This is a genomic window from Weissella fangxianensis, assembly GCF_024718545.1.
Lineage (GTDB): Bacteria > Bacillota > Bacilli > Lactobacillales > Lactobacillaceae > Weissella > Weissella fangxianensis.
This window is the reverse complement of sequence record NZ_JAMXDB010000014.1, coordinates 20,837-38,493: the sequence shown is the minus strand read 5'-3', so window position 1 is coordinate 38,493 and position 17,657 is coordinate 20,837. Positions and strand designations below refer to the sequence as shown.

Here is a 17,657-nt window from a genome sequence, read left to right as displayed (position 1 = left end):
ATATCTATTACTACAATAATAAACGGATTAAAACAAAACTGGCCGGAAAAACTCCGGTTCAATACCGAAATCTTTCCGACCAGCTAGTTGCTTAAACTTCTCTCCAATTTTTGGGGTTCAGTTCATTTCAACCTTTTTGTTATTTATCGATAATTTATTTAAAGGGGGGGAGCCATTCTCTAATAATAGGTGTACGATAGAGAGAGTATTTCTTCAGGAGGGAATAGTTATGGTAAATATGTGGGTTCATTTTGTGACATGGATCGTCTTAATTATCGTTGCGGCAATCGCAGTTTTTAGCTCGAATCAGAAGGTGAGTGTCATTAGTATGATGATTGCTCGTCTTTCTTACATCGTGGCCATCATAACAGGTATCGGGCTGTTTCAATATGCTTATCAATCAAGTCCAGTATTAACAATTGTTAAAATCATTTTTGCTATCTTATTGATGGGTATTATCGAAATGAGCTTTGCTAAGAAAAAGCAACAACGGTTAAACAGAAACTTTGCGATAGGCATGATAATTCTAATTTTATTGTTAGGATTATTTGGCATTTACTTAGCAAGTGGCTTCCCTTTTTAAATATTTAATTTGATGAAAGGTTGAAACAGCATAATGTTTCAGCTTTTTTTAGTTGCTTTGGATTTTATAATCAGTGAAATGGTCCGTGAATCTTTGTTTGCATATTGTATACTAGAATTATGAAAAATTCTGCAGTAGAAAAATTTAATGTAACAGCTTTGACAGAAAATCAAAGGCAGCAATTAACTAAGATAGAGGGATTCATCCAACAACAATTGCAACAATCCGAGTCTAGTATTGCCGTCATTGAAGGAGCTGCCGGAACTGGGAAAAGTGTCATCTTAACAAAATTATTTGAAAAATTACAGACGGGGGCTAAAAATCCAACCAGCCCATATTATGGATTGAAAAATAAATTTACAGTGAATCATCCTGAGTTACTGAAGGTTTACCAAGAGTTATCGACAACCATTCCTAGTTTAAAAAAGGGCGACTATATCCGACCAACGTCTTTAATTAATCAGGCACATAAAAATAACCGACGTTATGATGTGATTGTTGTTGATGAAGGCCATTTACTACTTTCTAAGCCTGAACCCTATATTCGATTTAAACAGGATAACCAGTTGAGCGAATTAATTAAACTGGCAAAAGTGGTGATTGTTGTGTTTGATTTTCAACAAGTTATGCAATCAAAAATGTTTTGGAATCGGTCATTATTAGAAAAGTGCCTAGCGCCGTATCCGCATCAAACATTTAATCTAACGATGCAGTATCGTATGCAAGCACCAGCTAGTGTACAAGCTTGGATAAAAGCGCTCGCAACTGGACAGCTATCAGCCTTACCAAAAGACTTGGGAGACTACGATTTAAGAATTTTCTCGCGAGCAGCTGACATGTATGAACTGATCAAGGAGAAAAACGAGTCATTTGGATTGTCGCGGATGTTAGCAACGACAGGATTTATTAAACGAACAGCAACCGAACACAATGTTTATCTCGACGATTTTGACTTACCTTGGGATGAATATGATGTCCAGACGACTCCTTGGGCAGAACGGCCAGAGTCTATTCATGAGGTTGGATCAATTTATACCATTCAAGGATTTGATTTGAATTATGCGGGGGTAATTTTAGGTCCACCTTTTAGATATGATGAGACCAATGATCAATTATATATTGATACAGATAAAGTGACGCATCGTGAAATATACAAGAGAACACCTCATATTACTGATGAAAAAGCCATGCAGCAGATGAAACAATCAGTTATGTTTCATGTGTTGAATGTTTTATTAACGCGTGGCACCAGGGGGTTATATTTGACGGCAGCAGATGACGACCTACGGCAACGTCTTGAGCGGTTATGAAACGCAAAAAGTGGTTAGGACAGTTATCTGTCCCAACCACTCCATGCTTTGGATACAGGAAAACAGTTAGGGGTATTACGCTACTGTTATCCCGTATGAATTTAGTATACGCTAAAGTTTGCTCAATGGGTAACAAATTGTAGGATTATATCAAAGCCATCGTTGCAATAGTGAAACAATTATTAAAAATAAGTGAGGTATCATAGTGGGATTTTTGACGGAAGAAGAGCTACAAAATACGTTTGCATTAGCTAGTGATGCGATTTATTTTGCAACACCTGATGGACAGAGAAAGTATTATGGTTTTGGAAAACAGGCTGAATTAATTGGTGCTTCTTTTGATCAGGTACAAGAGTGGTTAACGACCCTTAAAAAGGATGAGCACAAACCAGTATTTGGTGGCTTTGCCTTTGATGACCAGCAAATCGCTGATTCAGAATTGATGAATGGTTATTTCATACAACCAGCAGTTGTCTATGATGTCGTTAATCATAAAAGCATTGGCCAACCAATTGATTTGGTGCGACACCAAACCAGTTTTAATACCACCATTGAACAAATTACGGACGAAGTCGATTGGCCAGTACGCGTTCAAGACGCAATTGACGATATGGAGCAAAATAAACAACATGCGAAAGTTGTGTTGGGACGTCAGCGTCAAGTTACTTTATCAGATCCATTAGATGAAAAACGATTACTCAAAGAGTTACAAAGTTCACAAGCGATGAGCTATCACTTTGTTTTAAAACATTGTGATGAGCTGTTTGTCTCCGCAACACCGGAACGATTAATTAAAATAACTAATGGTCAATTAGCAACAGCTGCTGTTGCGGGTACGATTAAGCGTGGTACCGATAGGGCGAGTGATCAAGCGTTAGCTGATACATTGTGGCATGACTCAAAGAATCGGATTGAACATGAAACGGTCGTTGCCACCATTAAGGAGCGCCTCCAAGCGGCACAAGTGCAAGCATTGACAGTACCAAATGAACCACAAATCATGAAGAATCCACAAGTACAACATTTGTATACGCCAATTACTGGTCAATTAGCACCTGAATCAAACCTATTACAGATTGCGGCAGCACTACATCCGACACCTGCACTAGGTGGTAAGCCACGTGATTGGGCGCTTGCAGAAATTGACCAGATTGAAAAACACCCAAGAGGTCTATTCAGTGGACCAGTTGGGATAATCGAGCCTGATGGAGATGGTGAATTTATTGTTGGTATTAGATCGATGTGGTACCGTGAAAATTTGGCGACTTTATTTGCTGGCGCAGGTATTTTAGCTGATTCAGATGCAAAAATGGAGTACCAGGAAACAGCCTTAAAATTATTACCAATGATGAATTTATTGAAGGAGCAAACAGAAAATGACGGATAGCTTAACACGTAACATTAAACATTTACTAACATCCCTTGTTTTACAAGGCGTGCATGACTTTGTGGTTTCACCGGGTTCAAGAACGACCCCGGTGGCATTGTTACTAGCAGAAATGCAACAGGTTCGTGATGACGTGCGTGTCACAGTTGATGTCGATGAACGTTCGGCAGCCTTTTTTGCACTAGGAATTGCTAAAACCGCGCATCAGCCCGTTGTGTTATTGGCTACTTCAGGAACGGCGACTGGTAATTATTTACCAGCCTTCATGGAAGCTAGTATTTCACATATTCCATTGATTGCCTTAACAACCGATCGACCAACCGAATTACAACAAATCGGTGCACCGCAAACGGTCCATCAAGAACATTTATATGGTGAGCATACGAAGGAGTATGCCGCTATTGAAATGCAAGATGATCATGAAGATGTGACAGCGTATATTGATTATCATGTGCAGGAATTAGTTGGTCGTGCATTAACACAGCCAATGGGGCCCATACAAATCAACTTACCCTTACGAAAGCCACTGATGCCCAAGTTGGATGAAGCATGGCCCGATGTGACCCCACAAAGAATTTTAGTTGGACAACGTCAAGCAGGGTGGCAAGACATTCAAGCCATTGCTGCATTGTTACGAAAGCCAAAGGCCATGATGCTATTAGGACCAGATGAAATTGGTTGGCAGACTGAAAAAATAGAACAATTAGCAGCTCACTATCAACTACCTGTTTTGGCTGATATTTTGAGTAATTTCCGTCCAAGTAAGTATGCAGTTAATGGTATTGATAGTTTAATAGCAGCTGACGTCATTGATGACTCACTGATACCGGATGTTATCCTACGTTTTGGTGGCACACCAGTTTCGGCCAAAGTCATTACCTGGTTACGTGAGAAAGAAATTCCAGTTATTCAAGTTGGTCAAGAACATGCGGGTCATGATCATGGCCGTCATACGCATACGACAGTGGTTGCGGACCCCGATACCGTCATATCTGATTTATTAGCTGAACCGGGCGTTAAGAATGCGACTTTCTTGAAAAAGTGGCAAGGTTTGACCGACAAACTAATGTCAGTTGTGACAACAGAAGTAGCTAATGCCGTCGAGTATCAAGTGCCAACGGCATTAGCAGAATTACCTGAAAATGCCAAGTTATTTATTGCAAATTCAATGCCAGTCAGAGATATGGATAATTATTTTGTCCCTAAGCAACGGCTGCAGATTGCTGCTAATCGTGGTGCCAATGGGATTGATGGTACAGTCTCTTCGGCATTTGGGATGGCGATGTCTGGGCAGCCAACGACCTTATTAACGGGTGATTTAACATTGTTCCATGATATGAATGGATTAATGTTAAGTCATCAGGCACATGTGCCCATGACGATTGTCGTTGTTAATAATCAGGGTGGTGGTATTTTTTCATTTTTGCCACAGTCTGAGGCAGCATCATACTTTGAACCAATGTTTGGGACGCCATTACCAATCGTGGTCGAACGAGTTGCCCGTTTGTATGATGCCGAATATAAATTAGTTGAAGATCTTGCAACATTATCAGACTTAATACGCAAGCCAGCTACTCGCTTGCGTATCATTGAAGTTCAGAGTAATCGTCAAAAGAATGTTGCCGCTCATCGTAATTTGACCACGGTGATTAACGAGGCTTTATCATGAAAAAGAAGGTCTCAATCAATGGTTACGAGTACGAACTAGAAATTCAAGGCACTGGTCGACCTACCTGGCTATTTTTACATGGCTTTATGGGGAGTTTGGTGGACTATCAAGGCATTGTTCCTACGGGTACGCGTATCTATTTGAACTTATTTGGATTTGGGAATAAATCCCAGACTGTGAAGCAACCAAAACGCTTTATGGTTCGGCAACAAGTGACCGATATCTGTCGATTACTAGATAAACTAGCCATTGACCAGGTAAATTTAGTGGGGTATTCAATGGGTGCTAGATTAGCGCTCGCAATGGGGGTAATGGTGCCTGAGCGGATCAATCATTTGGTTTTAGAAAGCGGTACGGCTGGATTACCAACGCAACCAATGCGGCAACAACGTATTATTGCAGATACTCATAAGGCAGAACATGTGGCGCAGGTCGGTATGCCAACGTTTATTGATGAATGGGAGCAGTTACCACTCTTTAAAAGTCAACAGAATATGTCTATGCAGCAACAATCATTTATGCATGAGCAACGTATTCATCAAAATGCACAAAATGTTGCCAATTCACTACGCTTTTTTGGTACGGGAGCGATGCCTAATCTATGGCCTGAATTAGCGTATGTGAAACTACCGGTTACTTTAATTACTGGGACGGGTGATTATAAATTTACTCATATCAATAAAAATATGCAGGAGCGATTACCTAACGTCCAATGGCAGCAAGTGCCCCAAGCAGGACATAACGTTCATTTCGAACGCCCCAATCAAGTGACTGCTATTTTGACTGCTATTAATAATTAATTTGCATCTTTGGAGGTGTTTGGTTTGCAGGTGAAAAAAGTCGAGATTTATCCGCTAGCATTGATGATGAAATCGCCATTTAAAACGGCTCATGGCACAACTTTAAAGCGGCCATTGACGTTAGTTGCGATCACCTTAATGAATGGCATCACGGGTTATGGTGAAATTCAATCATTTGCCGATAACCAATATGCGCCTGAAACGCATCTTCAGTCTTTATCCGTGGTGAAACGTTTGAGCGAAAAATTGCTATCCCGTTATTTTGATACACCGTTTGCGGTTGCGACATGGTTAGCGAATCAGGCGGATCAATCATTTGCAAAGGCTGCTATTGAAATGGCGTTTTGGGATGCCTATGGTAAACAGATACAACAACCACTTTGGACGATGTTGGGCGGGCAGCAACACCGAATTGCTGTTAGTTCGGTTGTTGGTATGCAGACCAATTGGCAACAAACGTCCCATTTAGTCAGCAATATGAATCAGCAAGGTTATCAACGGATAAAGATTAAAATTGATCAACAGACAGATATTCCAGCCATTAGACAATTAGTGGCAGAATTCCCAGACCAAATGTTTTCACTGGATGCTAATGCTTCATGGTCGATGACTGATATTGAGCGGTTAAAAGCGTTAGATCGGGCTGGATTAGCTTTGATTGAGCAGCCGTTTCAAGCCAACGACTGGACGGAACATAAATTTGCCCAACAGCAATTAACGCAATTACAGTTGAGTTTGGATGAGTCATTAAATAGTTTAGCCGATGCCAAATACGCCATTGCAAATCAGACAACGCGGGCGTTAACAATTAAGCAAGGCAAATTGGGTGGTATTGCATCAGCACGCCAAGCAATTATGTCAGCAACACAGGCCCAACTGAATCCATGGATAGGTGGCATGTTAGGTAGTGGTTTGGGGCGAGCGGTGGATTTAGCGTTAGCTAGTTTACCAGGAGCAAACCAAGTGCCGGCTGATAGTGCCCAATTTGACCATTATTTTGCAGCTGATATTGGGAAAAATTTACCATATGTGCAACAAGGTACCTTACCTTTGCCTGCCGAAAATGGTATCGGTGTGTCAATTGATTGGCCAACGGTGACCAAATATCTAGTACATGAACCAATTGTTTACCAATAAGCAAGTGTTACAATTTGATATAATAGAAGTAATATAGAAATGAGGGCTACTATGACAACGAGAATTGAAAATGTACGACAAGTATTTACACCCTTAAAAATTGATGGGGTGTTAGTGGCTGATGGTACTAATATGCAATATTTGACGGGCTTTACTGGTGGTACTGGGGATGGACTTGTCTTGGTTGGCCCTGAAAAGGCAGCTTTGATTACAGATTCGCGGTATGAAGATGCCTATCGTGATCAATTACCAGCAGGTGTTGAATTACTAGTGACCCGTAATTACTGGGGTGTCGCCATGGCTGCGGCACGTCGTTTTAAAATTGAAAAATTGGGATTTGAAGATACCCTGGCTTTCCGGGACTTTGATTATATTGATGAAAATTTTGTTGGGACTGATATTGCCCCAGTACCCGATTTGATTGAAGCATTACGAGAAATTAAAGATGATAGTGAATTAGATAAGTTACGTCATGCCGCTGATGTTGCGGTGGCTGGCTTTAATGACTTATTATCGGAATTACACGTTGGTATGACTGAGCGTGAAGTTGCTAACTTATTAGATTATAAAATGAAACAACATGGTGCTGATAAGCCATCATTCGATACAATTGTTGCGTCGGGATATCGTGGTGCTTTACCCCACGGTACTTATTCAGATAAGCCAATTGCTGAGGGCGAGTTAGTGACAATTGATTTTGGTTATTATGTTGATGGCTGTACTTCTGATATTACTCGTACGATTGCTTTTGGTAAATTAGATGATGAATCACAGAAGATTTATGACATCGTGTTACGTGCACAAAAAGCAACCATTGCCGCTACTAAGGATGGGGTTTCAGTCAGTCACTTGGATGATGTGGCTCGTCAAATTATTACCGAAGCTGGTTATGGTGAGCAATACACACATTCGACAGGTCATGGTGTGGGACTAGATATTCATGAAGGACCAATTCTTTCGGGACATGCACCAGCAGAAGACCAAGTTAAAGCGGGCATGATTTTAACAATTGAACCAGGCATTTATCTTAGTGGCAAAGGTGGCGTTAGAATAGAAGATGATGTTATCGTAACATCAGACGGCTTTGAAAACTTGACTGAGGGCATCACAACCGATTTGATTGTGATTGATAAATAATATGGCATTAGAATACTTAACTTTTTATCAAGGAAATTTAGCAACAGGGTTTGATTACATCTATGCTAAGAAAGTGGCGGATCACGCATTCTATGTGAATGCGCCAGCAAGCCTTGGTGCATCCATCATGGATATTACAGCAGATAGTTTTGATTTTTCACAAGAGAATCACTTGAAAATTTTAACTGATAAGGATTTACGTCAGTTTTCATCAGTTTGGCAGAACATTACTTTCCAGTGGCCAAATGTTGAGCGTCAACTGACAATGATTACGGCTGATTGGCAGTCAGAATATCAGCAACAAGTCCCAGGACCAGTAAAAGAATGGGGCTTAACGATGAAGTGGTCTGATGATGAAAAGCCACGGCAAATCATTGGTTATAATGAGTATCCGGAGAATTTTTCTCAGTTAGTTCAGTGGTTAAATAGTTACGCTGGTGGTAAGTTGCGTTAAGAAAAGAGGTTGATGATGGACTTTTTTACGGCAGATACCCATTTCTATCATGAGAAATTATTAGTAAGCCAACATTTTTCACCACGTCCATATGATAATTTAGCGGATGAACATGCCGGGTTGATTAAAGTTTGGAACCAGCGGGTTGATGAAAATGATACGGTCTATCATCTTGGTGATATCGCCATGATGAATCATGTCCGTCCAGAGAAACTTGCTCATGAACTAGTGGCGGACATTTTAAATCAACTGCAGGGGCATATTGTGTTTATTAAAGGTAACCATGATTCACGATCATTGTTTAAATACTTAACGGCACATAATCCTGTTTTAGCAGATGGTCGCGTAAAATTTGATTTTGAGGATGTTGGCCGTATCGTGAAGGCTAATCATCATCAATTCTTTTTGACACACTATCCGTTGATTTTGGGTCAAACGCAAAATAGTATCAATTTACATGGACACATTCATCATACGATGGTAGCCGTCCCCGAAAATATTAATGTTGGCGTTGATAGTGCTGATTTAGATTACTTAACAACCAGTGAAAAGCCAGCTTGGGGCAGTCCCTTGTCTTTAGAAGAGATTGAAATGATGATGCAGCGTAAAAAAGACGATTTTGCAAAACGGAGGTAAAAGAATGTCGGATAAAATATCAATTCTCCATACCAATGACTTGCATTCCCATTTGGAACGATGGCCAAAAATTCGCCGTCATTTGTTGACTCGCAAACGTCAATTAATTAGAGATGGACGTAGTGTCTTAACTTTTGATATTGGTGATTTTATGGATCGACAACATCCACTAACTGAAGCAACTTTTGGCCAAGCGAATGTTAGCTTAATGAATGAAATTGGTTACGATGGCGTTACCATTGGTAATAATGAGGGATTAGGGTTAAACCATGATCAGCTTAATCATTTGTATGATGAGGCTAAATTTCCGGTCATTTTAGGCAACTTACGTGATCAACAGACTGATGAATTACCTAGTTGGGCAATCCCATATCACATTATTACAACTCATAAAGGTACTCGTATCGGTGTTTTAGGCTTTACGGCACCATTTGAGTTGACTTATCCCTTATTAGGATGGACGCCAGAACAAGTTGATGTTGCGCTAGCTAAAATATTACCGAAATTAGCTGGTAAAACAGATTTTAATATTTTGCTTTCTCATTTAGGACTACCAGTGGACCGTTATATTTCTGAAAGATATAGTGAGATTCAAGTAATCATTGGTGCCCATACTCACCACTTACTAGAGCATGGTGAGAAGCATGCTAACTCATTACTTGCAGCAGCGGGCCGTTATGGTGATCATATTGGGCGCATTGATCTTGAATTTGACGATGGCAAATTGGTTAATATGCAAGCTCGTACAATCGTAACGGATGATTTACCTCCTGTTTATGGTGATGAAGTAGAAATCAATGGTTATCAGGCGAGTGGTGAAGAACAATTGACCAAACGAGTGGTTGCTACTTTGCCAGCCGATTATCATATGGAGTTAGGATTTGATCATCAGTTGATTGATTTGGGCTTGGCTGCATTAATGGATCGTACAAAAACTGACATTGCCATGTTATCAACGGGAATGTTTTTACATGACTTACCTGCTGGTGTTGTGACAGCTAATGATTTGCATGCTTTATTACCGCATGCCGTTCATCCAATGCGTACGATTTTACAGGGACGTGAATTATGGCGTTTGGTACATGAAGTGATGAAAAATCAACGTTTTTTGGAGAATGATAGTTTAAAGGGCATGGGATTCCGTGGTAATTTGTGGGGTCGAGTTGTTTGGTCAGGTCTAACTGTTGATGACAATGGCGATGTCTGGATTCATGACCAACCAATTGAAATGGATACCTATTATACAATTGGCGGTTTGGACCACTATTTGTTTATTCCATATTTCCCAACCTTGGAAATTATGGGCCAAAATACGTTATCGTACGATACTGTATTAAGAGAAGACTTTGCAAATTACCTACATAAGGAATTTGCACCATAATTATAGAAAGAAAAACTATGAATCGAGAACGCATGAAAGAACTAGCTGATGCGCAATTTATTGAACGCCAAGCTAGTACAGCAATTACAACGGGGGATACGCCGGAAGATATCTTTATCAATGAGCGACCCTATCGATTGTTAAAAAACTATCGAGATGCTTATGATCAACAAAAGATGGCAGCGCGTTTTAGTGATTTCCTAGAAAAGTATGATTTTATCGTGGGCGATATTGCAGCGGACCAGTTACGGTTACAAGGATTTTACAAGGATGGGACCAAGGGCATTGCCCGGAGCCAACAAATTTCATCATTACAAGATTTTTTGTATGAAGAAGCAAATTTTGGGGCACCCTACTTTGTATTAGAAAATTTGGATCCGCACGAAGTTGTTGACCCAGCAGAAAAGGAAAATGCCAAGCCTAAGCGCCGTCGTCGTCAACATCGTAATGGCAATAACGGTAGTGCAAAAGCTAAACATGGAAACAAGCAACATAACCATGGTAATCAGCATCACGATAATAAAAAGCGTAAAAATACGCCAGCCACGAAAGAAAAAGTTAACTCAGGAAATCATCCTGAAAAACACGTGGCTAACCGGTCAAATTCTGTGGCTACTTCTGGTTCAAAGAAACGTCGTCACTTCCAAGTAAGAGAGCGGTCAAAAAATAAGACAAAGGGAAAAGAATAATATGGCAACACAGTATGATGGTTATTTAATTGATTTAGATGGTACGATTTATCAAGGAAACAAAAAAATTCCTAGTGGCCGTCGTTTTATCAGTCGGCTAGCAGATAATGATACAAAATATTTGTTTGTTACTAATAATTCAACGAAAACGCCGGAAGCCGTCGCTGAAAATTTAACTAATAATCATCAGATTCCAACAACTCCTGAGCAAGTTTATACTTCTGGTATGGCGTTGGCTGACTATTTAGCAAAGTTTGACCATATTCATCGGGTACTAATGATTGGTGAGGAAGGTCTTGAACAAGCTTTATTAGACAAGGGATTTGAATTAGTGACGGAAGCACCGGCAGATACAGTGGCCATTGGTTTAGATCGATCAGTTACTTATGAAAAAATTCTGCAAGGTACCTTAGCGATTCAACAAGGGGCAATGTTTGTTGCAACGAATCCAGATACTAATTTGCCAACCGAGCGGGGGATGGTACCTGGGGCTGGTTCGGTGGTTGCCTTCTTGGCAACTGCGGTGAGACCAGCACCAGTAGTCATCGGTAAACCAGAGCATATTATTATGGATGGTGCCCTGGAAAAACTGCAACTTAAACGTGATGAAGCAATTATGGTTGGAGATAACTATAATACAGATATCAAAGCCGGGTTAAGTGCGGACATAGATACATTATTAGTATATTCAGGTGTCTCGAAAAAAGCTGATGTGTTGCAGCAAGCCAAACAACCGACACATTGGGTTGATTCATTAGATGATTGGACCATTGAAAAATAACATCGACGTATCGTCAGTCTGGTTAATAAAAAATTAGCTAGTGCTGGCGTTTTATTTTATAAACTATTTTTATATAATCAATGTCATAGTAAATTGTGCTGAGGGTACATTGATGAAAAAAATCGTATTTTGTTTTAGGAAAACGGCAATTTATAGCAATGATCAATTTTTAGGACATTGGACAGACGCCAATTATCAAAATATATATGATAAATTAACTTTAGCCTGTGAGAAACTTGATGCAAATGGTTATATACAAATTATGGATGAGGGCTTTGCCGAAAATAACCAGACAAAATGGACCATCTTAACACAACTTTGGGCTTATCAATGGGCAAAATCTTGGCGGGTTACTATAAAACAGACAACGCAGTGGTTAGAAATCAATGACAGTGCGCAATGGTGCGAACGGCGTTGTTACGGTCTCAATGACAAAATGGACGCCAAGATACCAATACCTCTGGTGAAAATTTCTGTCAATCAACAAGATATCACAATTGATGATCAATCTATTTGGAGTATAAGTGAGGAGTATTTGTATGGCTGTCAACTGACGACATATGCATTAACCAATCATTGTCAGCTAACTATTTTAAATTTACGTTCAGTTGGGATGCAACAATGGTTAGGGCAACGAATCACAATGACCACTAATCAAGCGATGCCCATGGCACTGTCACTTTCAAATCAAGCCAGGCAAGTGGATTGGACAAGCAATGGCCAATTACGACAAATTGGTCAGCAAACATTTTATGTGTCACATGATAGACTAGTATTAGAGACACATTTATTTAAAGAAAAACTTGGACAGCAACGGGAATTATGGCACCATTACTGGCAATTATTTGCGATTGCCTGGGAGAAGGATTATCGCTGGGCGAGATTATATCAGCGGTTAATGTATGAAATCTATCTCAGAAAATCAATTCAAGAAATCAAAGATTTATTATGGGCACCGCCATTAGATGTTACTGGAGATTTTACTTGTCTGGATTGGCAATGTGACTGGCAGTCAGTGCTGACTGGATTCTGGCGGCAATTAATTGGTGGTTATATGATTAATGGTCAATTAGTGATTGTTGATTGGCCGCAATTGCCGTTATTAGGAAAACGTGAGTTAACAGTCCATTTGAATCAGCAAAAATTCAAAGTCAGACTGACTGAATGGCAAATGGCGATACAGCCAAGTAAGCCATTAAGCGTCGTCAGTCAGCAACGACAAATATTATGTCCACGCCAATGTTGGACGGTTATTTGGCAAAATGGTTAATGTAAAGGAAAAATTTACAAAAAACAGGTATCACATTTACAAAGATTAGGGATAATAAATGTATGGTCATAGCAAAATAAATTTAGGAGGCGTTCACTAATGAAACGCAATTGGTTGATAAGTGCTGCAATCGTGATTGTTGCAGTCTGCCTATTAACGTTTGGCTACGCAACGCGACAAAAAGATAATGGCGTAAATATCACAGCAGTAGGATCCACAGCATTACAGCCACTAGTAGAGGCAGCAGGAGAGGATTTTGCTAGTGAAAATAAGGGCGTTTACGTTAACGTGCAAGGTGGTGGTACTGGTACCGGTCTAGCACAAATTCAGTCAGGTGCAGTCGATTTGGGCAATTCAGATATGTTCGCTGGTGAAAAAGACGCTATCAATGATAAAAAATTGGTCGACCATAAGGTTAGTGTCGTTGGTATTTCACCAATGATCAATAAAGAAGCCCAGGTCGATCATTTAACCAAACAGCAATTGATTGCAATTTTTACAAAAAAGGTGACAAATTGGCGCCAAGTTGGTGGTGCTGATTTGCCAATTATTCTTATTAATCGTGTGACTGGCTCAGGAACACGGGCTACTTTTGAAAAATGGGGACTTGATGGCGCTAAATCAGCTGACTCTCAAGAACAAGAATCTTCGGGAACTGTCCAATCAATGGTCAGTTCAACTCCGGGCGCAATATCATATGCTTCATTTGGTTATCTGAATGATTCAGTGGTTGCACCAAAAATTGATGGTGTTACCCCAACGAATGAGCATGTTATTTCAGGTAAGTGGCCAATTTGGTCTTATGAGCATATTTATACCAATGGTCAACCAACAGGAGAAGTTAAACAGTTCCTAGCTTATATTGATTCAAAACATATTCAAAAAACGCTAGTACCAAAATTAGGATATATATCAGTTCATGATATGAAGGTCTCTCGTGATGAAAATGGTAAGTTAAGTACAGTAGATTAAGGAGTTTAGGCCATGGATTCAATTCGTGAATCATTATTAAAGAAATCAAAGGCAACTAAGAAAGATCGATTTGCTCGTGTGATTACTTTTTCGGCACTATTATTGATTGTTGTCGTTGTTATCTCAATATTTTTGTTTGTTGCTTCAAAAGGCTTGGCGACATTTTTTACCAACAAGGTCAATCTTTGGGATTTCTTGTCCGGTAAAAAGTGGGCCCCTGGCCAAACAAATGCACAGGGACAACCCTTAACTGGTGCTTTGCCAATGATCACTGGATCATTTTTGGTAACATTGATTGCAGCATTAGTTGCAACTCCATTTGCGATTGGTACAGCAGTGTTTATGACAGAAATATCTCCCAAGCACGGAGCCAAAATTTTAGGCCCGGTTACTGAACTATTGGTTGGTATTCCATCAGTTGTTTATGGTTTTATTGGACTATCAGTAATCGTGCCAGTTATGCGTCATATTTTTGGCGGTTCTGGTTTTGGTATCATAGCAGGGGCCATGGTGCTATTTATTATGATTCTGCCTACAGTGACATCAATGACAGTCGATACTTTGAAATCTGTGCCGCGCCACTATCGTGAATCAGCATTGGCATTGGGTGCAACTAGATGGCAAATGATTTATAAAGTTATTTTGCGTTCAGCAACACCAGGAATTTTAACAGCAGTGGTATTCGGTATGGCTCGTGCGTTTGGTGAAGCTTTGGCTGTTCAAATGGTCATTGGTAATGCGCCTTTGATGCCAAAGGGTCTAACGTCACCATCGTCAACATTGACATCTATCCTGACGCAAGGAATTGGAAACACGGTGATGGGATCGTTAGAGAACAATGCCTTGTGGAGTTTGGCATTGATTCTTCTATTGATGTCATTAGTCTTTAATATCATTATGAGAGCAATCGCCAAGAAGGGAGCAATGTAAGATGTTAAACCCAAAACAAAGTGATAAATTAGCAAGCATCATCTTATATACAATTGCTGGCTTGGTTATATTGATTTTGGCAGCATTAGTTGGTTACATTCTTGTTCAAGGTGTTCCTCATTTATCATGGCACTTCTTAACGTCATCATCATCCGCCTTTACTGCTGGTGGTGGTATCGGCGTACAATTGTTCAATTCGTTTTACTTACTGATTATTACTATGCTTATCTCTTTCCCAATTGCGTTGGGAGCAGGGGTTTACTTGCATGAATATGCTAATCAAAAGAGCCGCTTGATTCAGCTCATTAGAACAGCTATCGAAATTTTGTCGTCATTACCTTCCGTGGTTGTGGGACTGTTCGGTTTCTTATTATTTGTTGTGCAATTCAAATTAGGCTTCTCGATTTTATCAGGAGCCATTGCATTAACATTCTTCAACTTACCGCTATTAACACGATCAGTTGAAGAGTCTCTCCGTAGTATTCCTGATTTACAAAGAGAAGCTGGAGCTGCATTAGGTCTTTCACGTTGGGAGACGGTAGGTCACATCATCTTACCCGCAGCCGTGCCATCGATTGTAACCGGAGTTGTTTTGTCGGCCGGACGTGTCTTTGGTGAAGCCGCCGCATTGATCTACACTGCGGGGCAATCTGCACCAGCTTTGGATTTTGGTGATTGGAATCCATTTAATACGGCGAGTCCCCTAAATATTATGCGACCAGCTGAAACCTTGGCGGTGCATATTTGGAAGGTCAATTCAGAAGGTATTATGCCAGATGCAGCAGCTGTTTCAGCCGGTGCTTCTGCAGTCTTGATTATTGCCGTGTTGTTATTTAATTTCTTTGCACGGTTCTTGAGTAACGTTTTGTATAAACGTCTAACAGCGACAAAATAGAAAAGAGGACGGTCATTTATGGCAGCAGGAACACAAGGTTCTTTAAATTTAACAAATGAACAACCAGATCGTCACATTTATCATATGGACGAAGATAAGCATGAAATTGCTTTGTCTACCAAAAATTTAGAAGTTTATTATGGCGACCACTTAGCTTTACAAGATGCGGATTTATCTTTTGAAAGATTTAAAATTACTTCATTGATTGGTGCATCTGGATCTGGAAAGTCAACGTTTTTGCGTTCATTGAATCGTATGAATGATGATGTTGCGACAGTTAAGGGAAACATTATGTATCGTGGTTTGGACATTAATTCGCAAGATATCGATGTTTATGAAATGCGTAAACATATTGGCATGGTCTTTCAGCGCCCTAACCCATTTGCTAAGTCTATCAGTGACAATATCACTTTTGCCCTAAAACAACATGGTGAACACGATAAAGCAAAACTGGCAGAGATTGTGGAGACATCCTTAAAGCAAGCTGCCCTGTGGGATGAGGTTAAAGATGACTTGAAAAAGTCAGCCTTATCGCTGTCAGGTGGTCAGCAACAGCGGCTAGTAATTGCACGTGCAATTGCTATGCAACCGGATATTTTGTTACTGGATGAGCCCGCTTCTGCATTGGATCCAATTTCATCCGCTAAAATTGAAGATACGCTGATGGAATTAAAAAAACGATTTACAATTATTATTGTGACGCACAATATGCAACAAGCAAGTCGTGTTTCGGATTACACAGCATTCTTTCACACAGGTCAGGTACTTGAATATGACTTGACGAGAAAAATATTTACACGACCAAAGGTCCAAATGACAATTGATTACGTGAATGGTAACTTTGGTTAAAAAGGGAGCTAACAGATGACACAGAAAATTTTAACAACTGAGAATGTGCATCTTTATTACGGTAAAAAAGAAGCCTTGCATGGGATAAATCTTGACTTTAATAAAAATGACATAACAGCTTTGATTGGTCCATCTGGTTCAGGGAAGTCGACCTATTTACGTGCGTTAAATCGCATGCATGATTTAACGGATTCTGTGACTGTCAATGGTACTTTCATGTTCAATGGCCATGACATTTATGCACCAAATACTGATACAGTGGCCTTACGTCAAAAAATTGGCATGGTCTTTCAACAGCCTAATCCATTTCCATTTTCAATCTATGATAATGTTGCTTTTGGCGTTCGCACCGCTGAGAAGAAAAGTAAAGCTGAACTGGATGAAATTGTTGAAAAGTCTTTGAAACAAGCTGCGATTTGGGATGAAGTCAAAGATAATTTACACAAATCGGCCTTGTCATTATCAGGAGGTCAGCAGCAACGAGTTTCAATCGCCCGTGCGTTGGCAACGAATCCGGAAATTTTATTGTTGGATGAGCCAACGGCGGCACTAGATCCAGTCTCAGCAAGTAAAGTTGAAAATACCATGATGCAATTACGTAATCAGTTAACAATGATTATTGTGACCCATTCAATGGCGCAGGCATCACGCATATCTGATAAAACGGCTTTCTTTATGGATGGTCATTTAGTTGAATTTAATCATACGAAGAAGGTTCTCTTAGATCCGGATCGGCAGGAAACACAAGATTATATATCTGGTCGTTTTGGATAAATT

19 protein-coding genes are annotated in these 17,657 nt (G+C 40.0%); all 19 read left to right on the top strand.

The genetic code is table 11. The features are described from left to right. Nucleotides 1–2: 2 nt before the first annotated feature. Nucleotides 3–95, top strand: coding sequence for an IS3 family transposase (locus NGR58_RS05545; RefSeq protein ID WP_407077141.1), 93 nt, complete (start codon nt 3–5; stop codon nt 93–95). Between the two features lie 134 nt (nt 96–229). Then, a complete protein-coding gene (locus NGR58_RS05540) occupies nt 230–583 on the top strand; it encodes a YisL family protein (RefSeq protein ID WP_258088618.1) in 354 nt (117 codons plus the stop codon). 119 nt (nt 584–702) lie between these two features. After that, nucleotides 703–1,893 (top strand): DUF2075 domain-containing protein, encoded by a 1,191-nt coding sequence (locus NGR58_RS05535; protein WP_258088617.1) that lies wholly within the window; start codon nt 703–705, stop codon nt 1,891–1,893. A gap of 205 nt (nt 1,894–2,098) precedes the next feature. Continuing rightward, a complete protein-coding gene (locus tag NGR58_RS05530) occupies nt 2,099–3,280 on the top strand; it encodes an isochorismate synthase (RefSeq protein WP_258088616.1) in 1,182 nt (393 codons plus the stop codon). After that, nucleotides 3,270–4,949 (top strand): 2-succinyl-5-enolpyruvyl-6-hydroxy-3-cyclohexene-1-carboxylic-acid synthase, encoded by a 1,680-nt coding sequence (menD, locus tag NGR58_RS05525; protein ID WP_258088615.1) that lies wholly within the window; start codon nt 3,270–3,272, stop codon nt 4,947–4,949. The genes NGR58_RS05530 and menD overlap by 11 nt, the downstream gene beginning before the upstream one ends. Continuing rightward, nucleotides 4,946–5,749, top strand: coding sequence for a 2-succinyl-6-hydroxy-2,4-cyclohexadiene-1-carboxylate synthase (gene menH, locus NGR58_RS05520; RefSeq protein ID WP_258088614.1), 804 nt, complete (start codon nt 4,946–4,948; stop codon nt 5,747–5,749). The genes menD and menH overlap by 4 nt, the downstream gene beginning before the upstream one ends. Before the next feature lie 30 nt (nt 5,750–5,779). Further along, complete coding sequence (gene menC, locus NGR58_RS05515) at nt 5,780–6,886, top strand: o-succinylbenzoate synthase (RefSeq protein ID WP_258088619.1); 1,107 nt, start codon at nt 5,780–5,782, stop codon at nt 6,884–6,886. 39 nt (nt 6,887–6,925) lie between these two features. Then, complete coding sequence (locus NGR58_RS05510) at nt 6,926–8,023, top strand: aminopeptidase P family protein (RefSeq protein ID WP_345791601.1); 1,098 nt, start codon at nt 6,926–6,928, stop codon at nt 8,021–8,023. 1 nt (nt 8,024) lies between these two features. Further along, nucleotides 8,025–8,477 (top strand): phosphoesterase, encoded by a 453-nt coding sequence (locus NGR58_RS05505; RefSeq protein WP_258088612.1) that lies wholly within the window; start codon nt 8,025–8,027, stop codon nt 8,475–8,477. A gap of 15 nt (nt 8,478–8,492) precedes the next feature. Then, nucleotides 8,493–9,113 (top strand): metallophosphatase, encoded by a 621-nt coding sequence (locus tag NGR58_RS05500; RefSeq protein WP_258088611.1) that lies wholly within the window; start codon nt 8,493–8,495, stop codon nt 9,111–9,113. Between the two features lie 4 nt (nt 9,114–9,117). Further along, a complete protein-coding gene (locus NGR58_RS05495; protein ID WP_258088610.1) occupies nt 9,118–10,494 on the top strand; it encodes a bifunctional metallophosphatase/5'-nucleotidase in 1,377 nt (458 codons plus the stop codon). A gap of 17 nt (nt 10,495–10,511) precedes the next feature. Beyond that, nucleotides 10,512–11,183, top strand: a complete 672-nt coding sequence (locus tag NGR58_RS05490; RefSeq protein WP_258088609.1) for a YutD family protein — start codon at nt 10,512–10,514, stop codon at nt 11,181–11,183. Between the two features lies 1 nt (nt 11,184). Further along, complete coding sequence (locus NGR58_RS05485; RefSeq protein ID WP_258088608.1) at nt 11,185–11,964, top strand: TIGR01457 family HAD-type hydrolase; 780 nt, start codon at nt 11,185–11,187, stop codon at nt 11,962–11,964. Between the two features lie 112 nt (nt 11,965–12,076). Further along, nucleotides 12,077–13,234 (top strand): hypothetical protein, encoded by a 1,158-nt coding sequence (locus NGR58_RS05480; RefSeq protein ID WP_258088607.1) that lies wholly within the window; start codon nt 12,077–12,079, stop codon nt 13,232–13,234. Nucleotides 13,235–13,333: 99 nt separating this feature from the next. After that, complete coding sequence (locus NGR58_RS05475) at nt 13,334–14,206, top strand: phosphate ABC transporter substrate-binding protein PstS family protein (RefSeq protein ID WP_258088606.1); 873 nt, start codon at nt 13,334–13,336, stop codon at nt 14,204–14,206. Between the two features lie 12 nt (nt 14,207–14,218). After that, nucleotides 14,219–15,136, top strand: a complete 918-nt coding sequence (gene pstC, locus NGR58_RS05470) for a phosphate ABC transporter permease subunit PstC (RefSeq protein WP_258088605.1) — start codon at nt 14,219–14,221, stop codon at nt 15,134–15,136. Between the two features lies 1 nt (nt 15,137). Then, nucleotides 15,138–16,031, top strand: a complete 894-nt coding sequence (gene pstA / locus NGR58_RS05465; protein WP_258088604.1) for a phosphate ABC transporter permease PstA — start codon at nt 15,138–15,140, stop codon at nt 16,029–16,031. 18 nt (nt 16,032–16,049) lie between these two features. Beyond that, complete coding sequence (gene pstB / locus NGR58_RS05460; RefSeq protein WP_258088603.1) at nt 16,050–16,880, top strand: phosphate ABC transporter ATP-binding protein PstB; 831 nt, start codon at nt 16,050–16,052, stop codon at nt 16,878–16,880. 15 nt (nt 16,881–16,895) lie between these two features. Next, nucleotides 16,896–17,654, top strand: a complete 759-nt coding sequence (gene pstB, locus NGR58_RS05455) for a phosphate ABC transporter ATP-binding protein PstB (protein ID WP_258088602.1) — start codon at nt 16,896–16,898, stop codon at nt 17,652–17,654. The last annotated feature ends 3 nt before the right edge of the window (nt 17,655–17,657 follow it).

What these genes read in the sequence shown, in the direction of transcription:
- NGR58_RS05485 (WP_258088608.1), top strand. Translation starts at nt 11,185, where the DNA reads ATGGCAACACAGTATGATGGTTATTTAATTGATTTAGATGGTACGATT.
- pstB (WP_258088602.1), top strand. Translation starts at nt 16,896, where the DNA reads ATGACACAGAAAATTTTAACAACTGAGAATGTGCATCTTTATTACGGT.
- NGR58_RS05510 (WP_345791601.1), top strand. Translation starts at nt 6,926, where the DNA reads ATGAGGGCTACTATGACAACGAGAATTGAAAATGTACGACAAGTATTT.
- NGR58_RS05480 (WP_258088607.1), top strand. Translation starts at nt 12,077, where the DNA reads ATGAAAAAAATCGTATTTTGTTTTAGGAAAACGGCAATTTATAGCAAT.
- pstB (WP_258088603.1), top strand. Translation starts at nt 16,050, where the DNA reads ATGGCAGCAGGAACACAAGGTTCTTTAAATTTAACAAATGAACAACCA.
- NGR58_RS05475 (WP_258088606.1), top strand. Translation starts at nt 13,334, where the DNA reads ATGAAACGCAATTGGTTGATAAGTGCTGCAATCGTGATTGTTGCAGTC.
- menH (WP_258088614.1), top strand. Translation starts at nt 4,946, where the DNA reads ATGAAAAAGAAGGTCTCAATCAATGGTTACGAGTACGAACTAGAAATT.
- menD (WP_258088615.1), top strand. Translation starts at nt 3,270, where the DNA reads ATGACGGATAGCTTAACACGTAACATTAAACATTTACTAACATCCCTT.
- NGR58_RS05495 (WP_258088610.1), top strand. Translation starts at nt 9,118, where the DNA reads ATGTCGGATAAAATATCAATTCTCCATACCAATGACTTGCATTCCCAT.
- NGR58_RS05535 (WP_258088617.1), top strand. Translation starts at nt 703, where the DNA reads ATGAAAAATTCTGCAGTAGAAAAATTTAATGTAACAGCTTTGACAGAA.
- NGR58_RS05540 (WP_258088618.1), top strand. Translation starts at nt 230, where the DNA reads ATGGTAAATATGTGGGTTCATTTTGTGACATGGATCGTCTTAATTATC.
- pstC (WP_258088605.1), top strand. Translation starts at nt 14,219, where the DNA reads ATGGATTCAATTCGTGAATCATTATTAAAGAAATCAAAGGCAACTAAG.
- NGR58_RS05505 (WP_258088612.1), top strand. Translation starts at nt 8,025, where the DNA reads ATGGCATTAGAATACTTAACTTTTTATCAAGGAAATTTAGCAACAGGG.
- pstA (WP_258088604.1), top strand. Translation starts at nt 15,138, where the DNA reads ATGTTAAACCCAAAACAAAGTGATAAATTAGCAAGCATCATCTTATAT.
- NGR58_RS05490 (WP_258088609.1), top strand. Translation starts at nt 10,512, where the DNA reads ATGAATCGAGAACGCATGAAAGAACTAGCTGATGCGCAATTTATTGAA.
- NGR58_RS05500 (WP_258088611.1), top strand. Translation starts at nt 8,493, where the DNA reads ATGGACTTTTTTACGGCAGATACCCATTTCTATCATGAGAAATTATTA.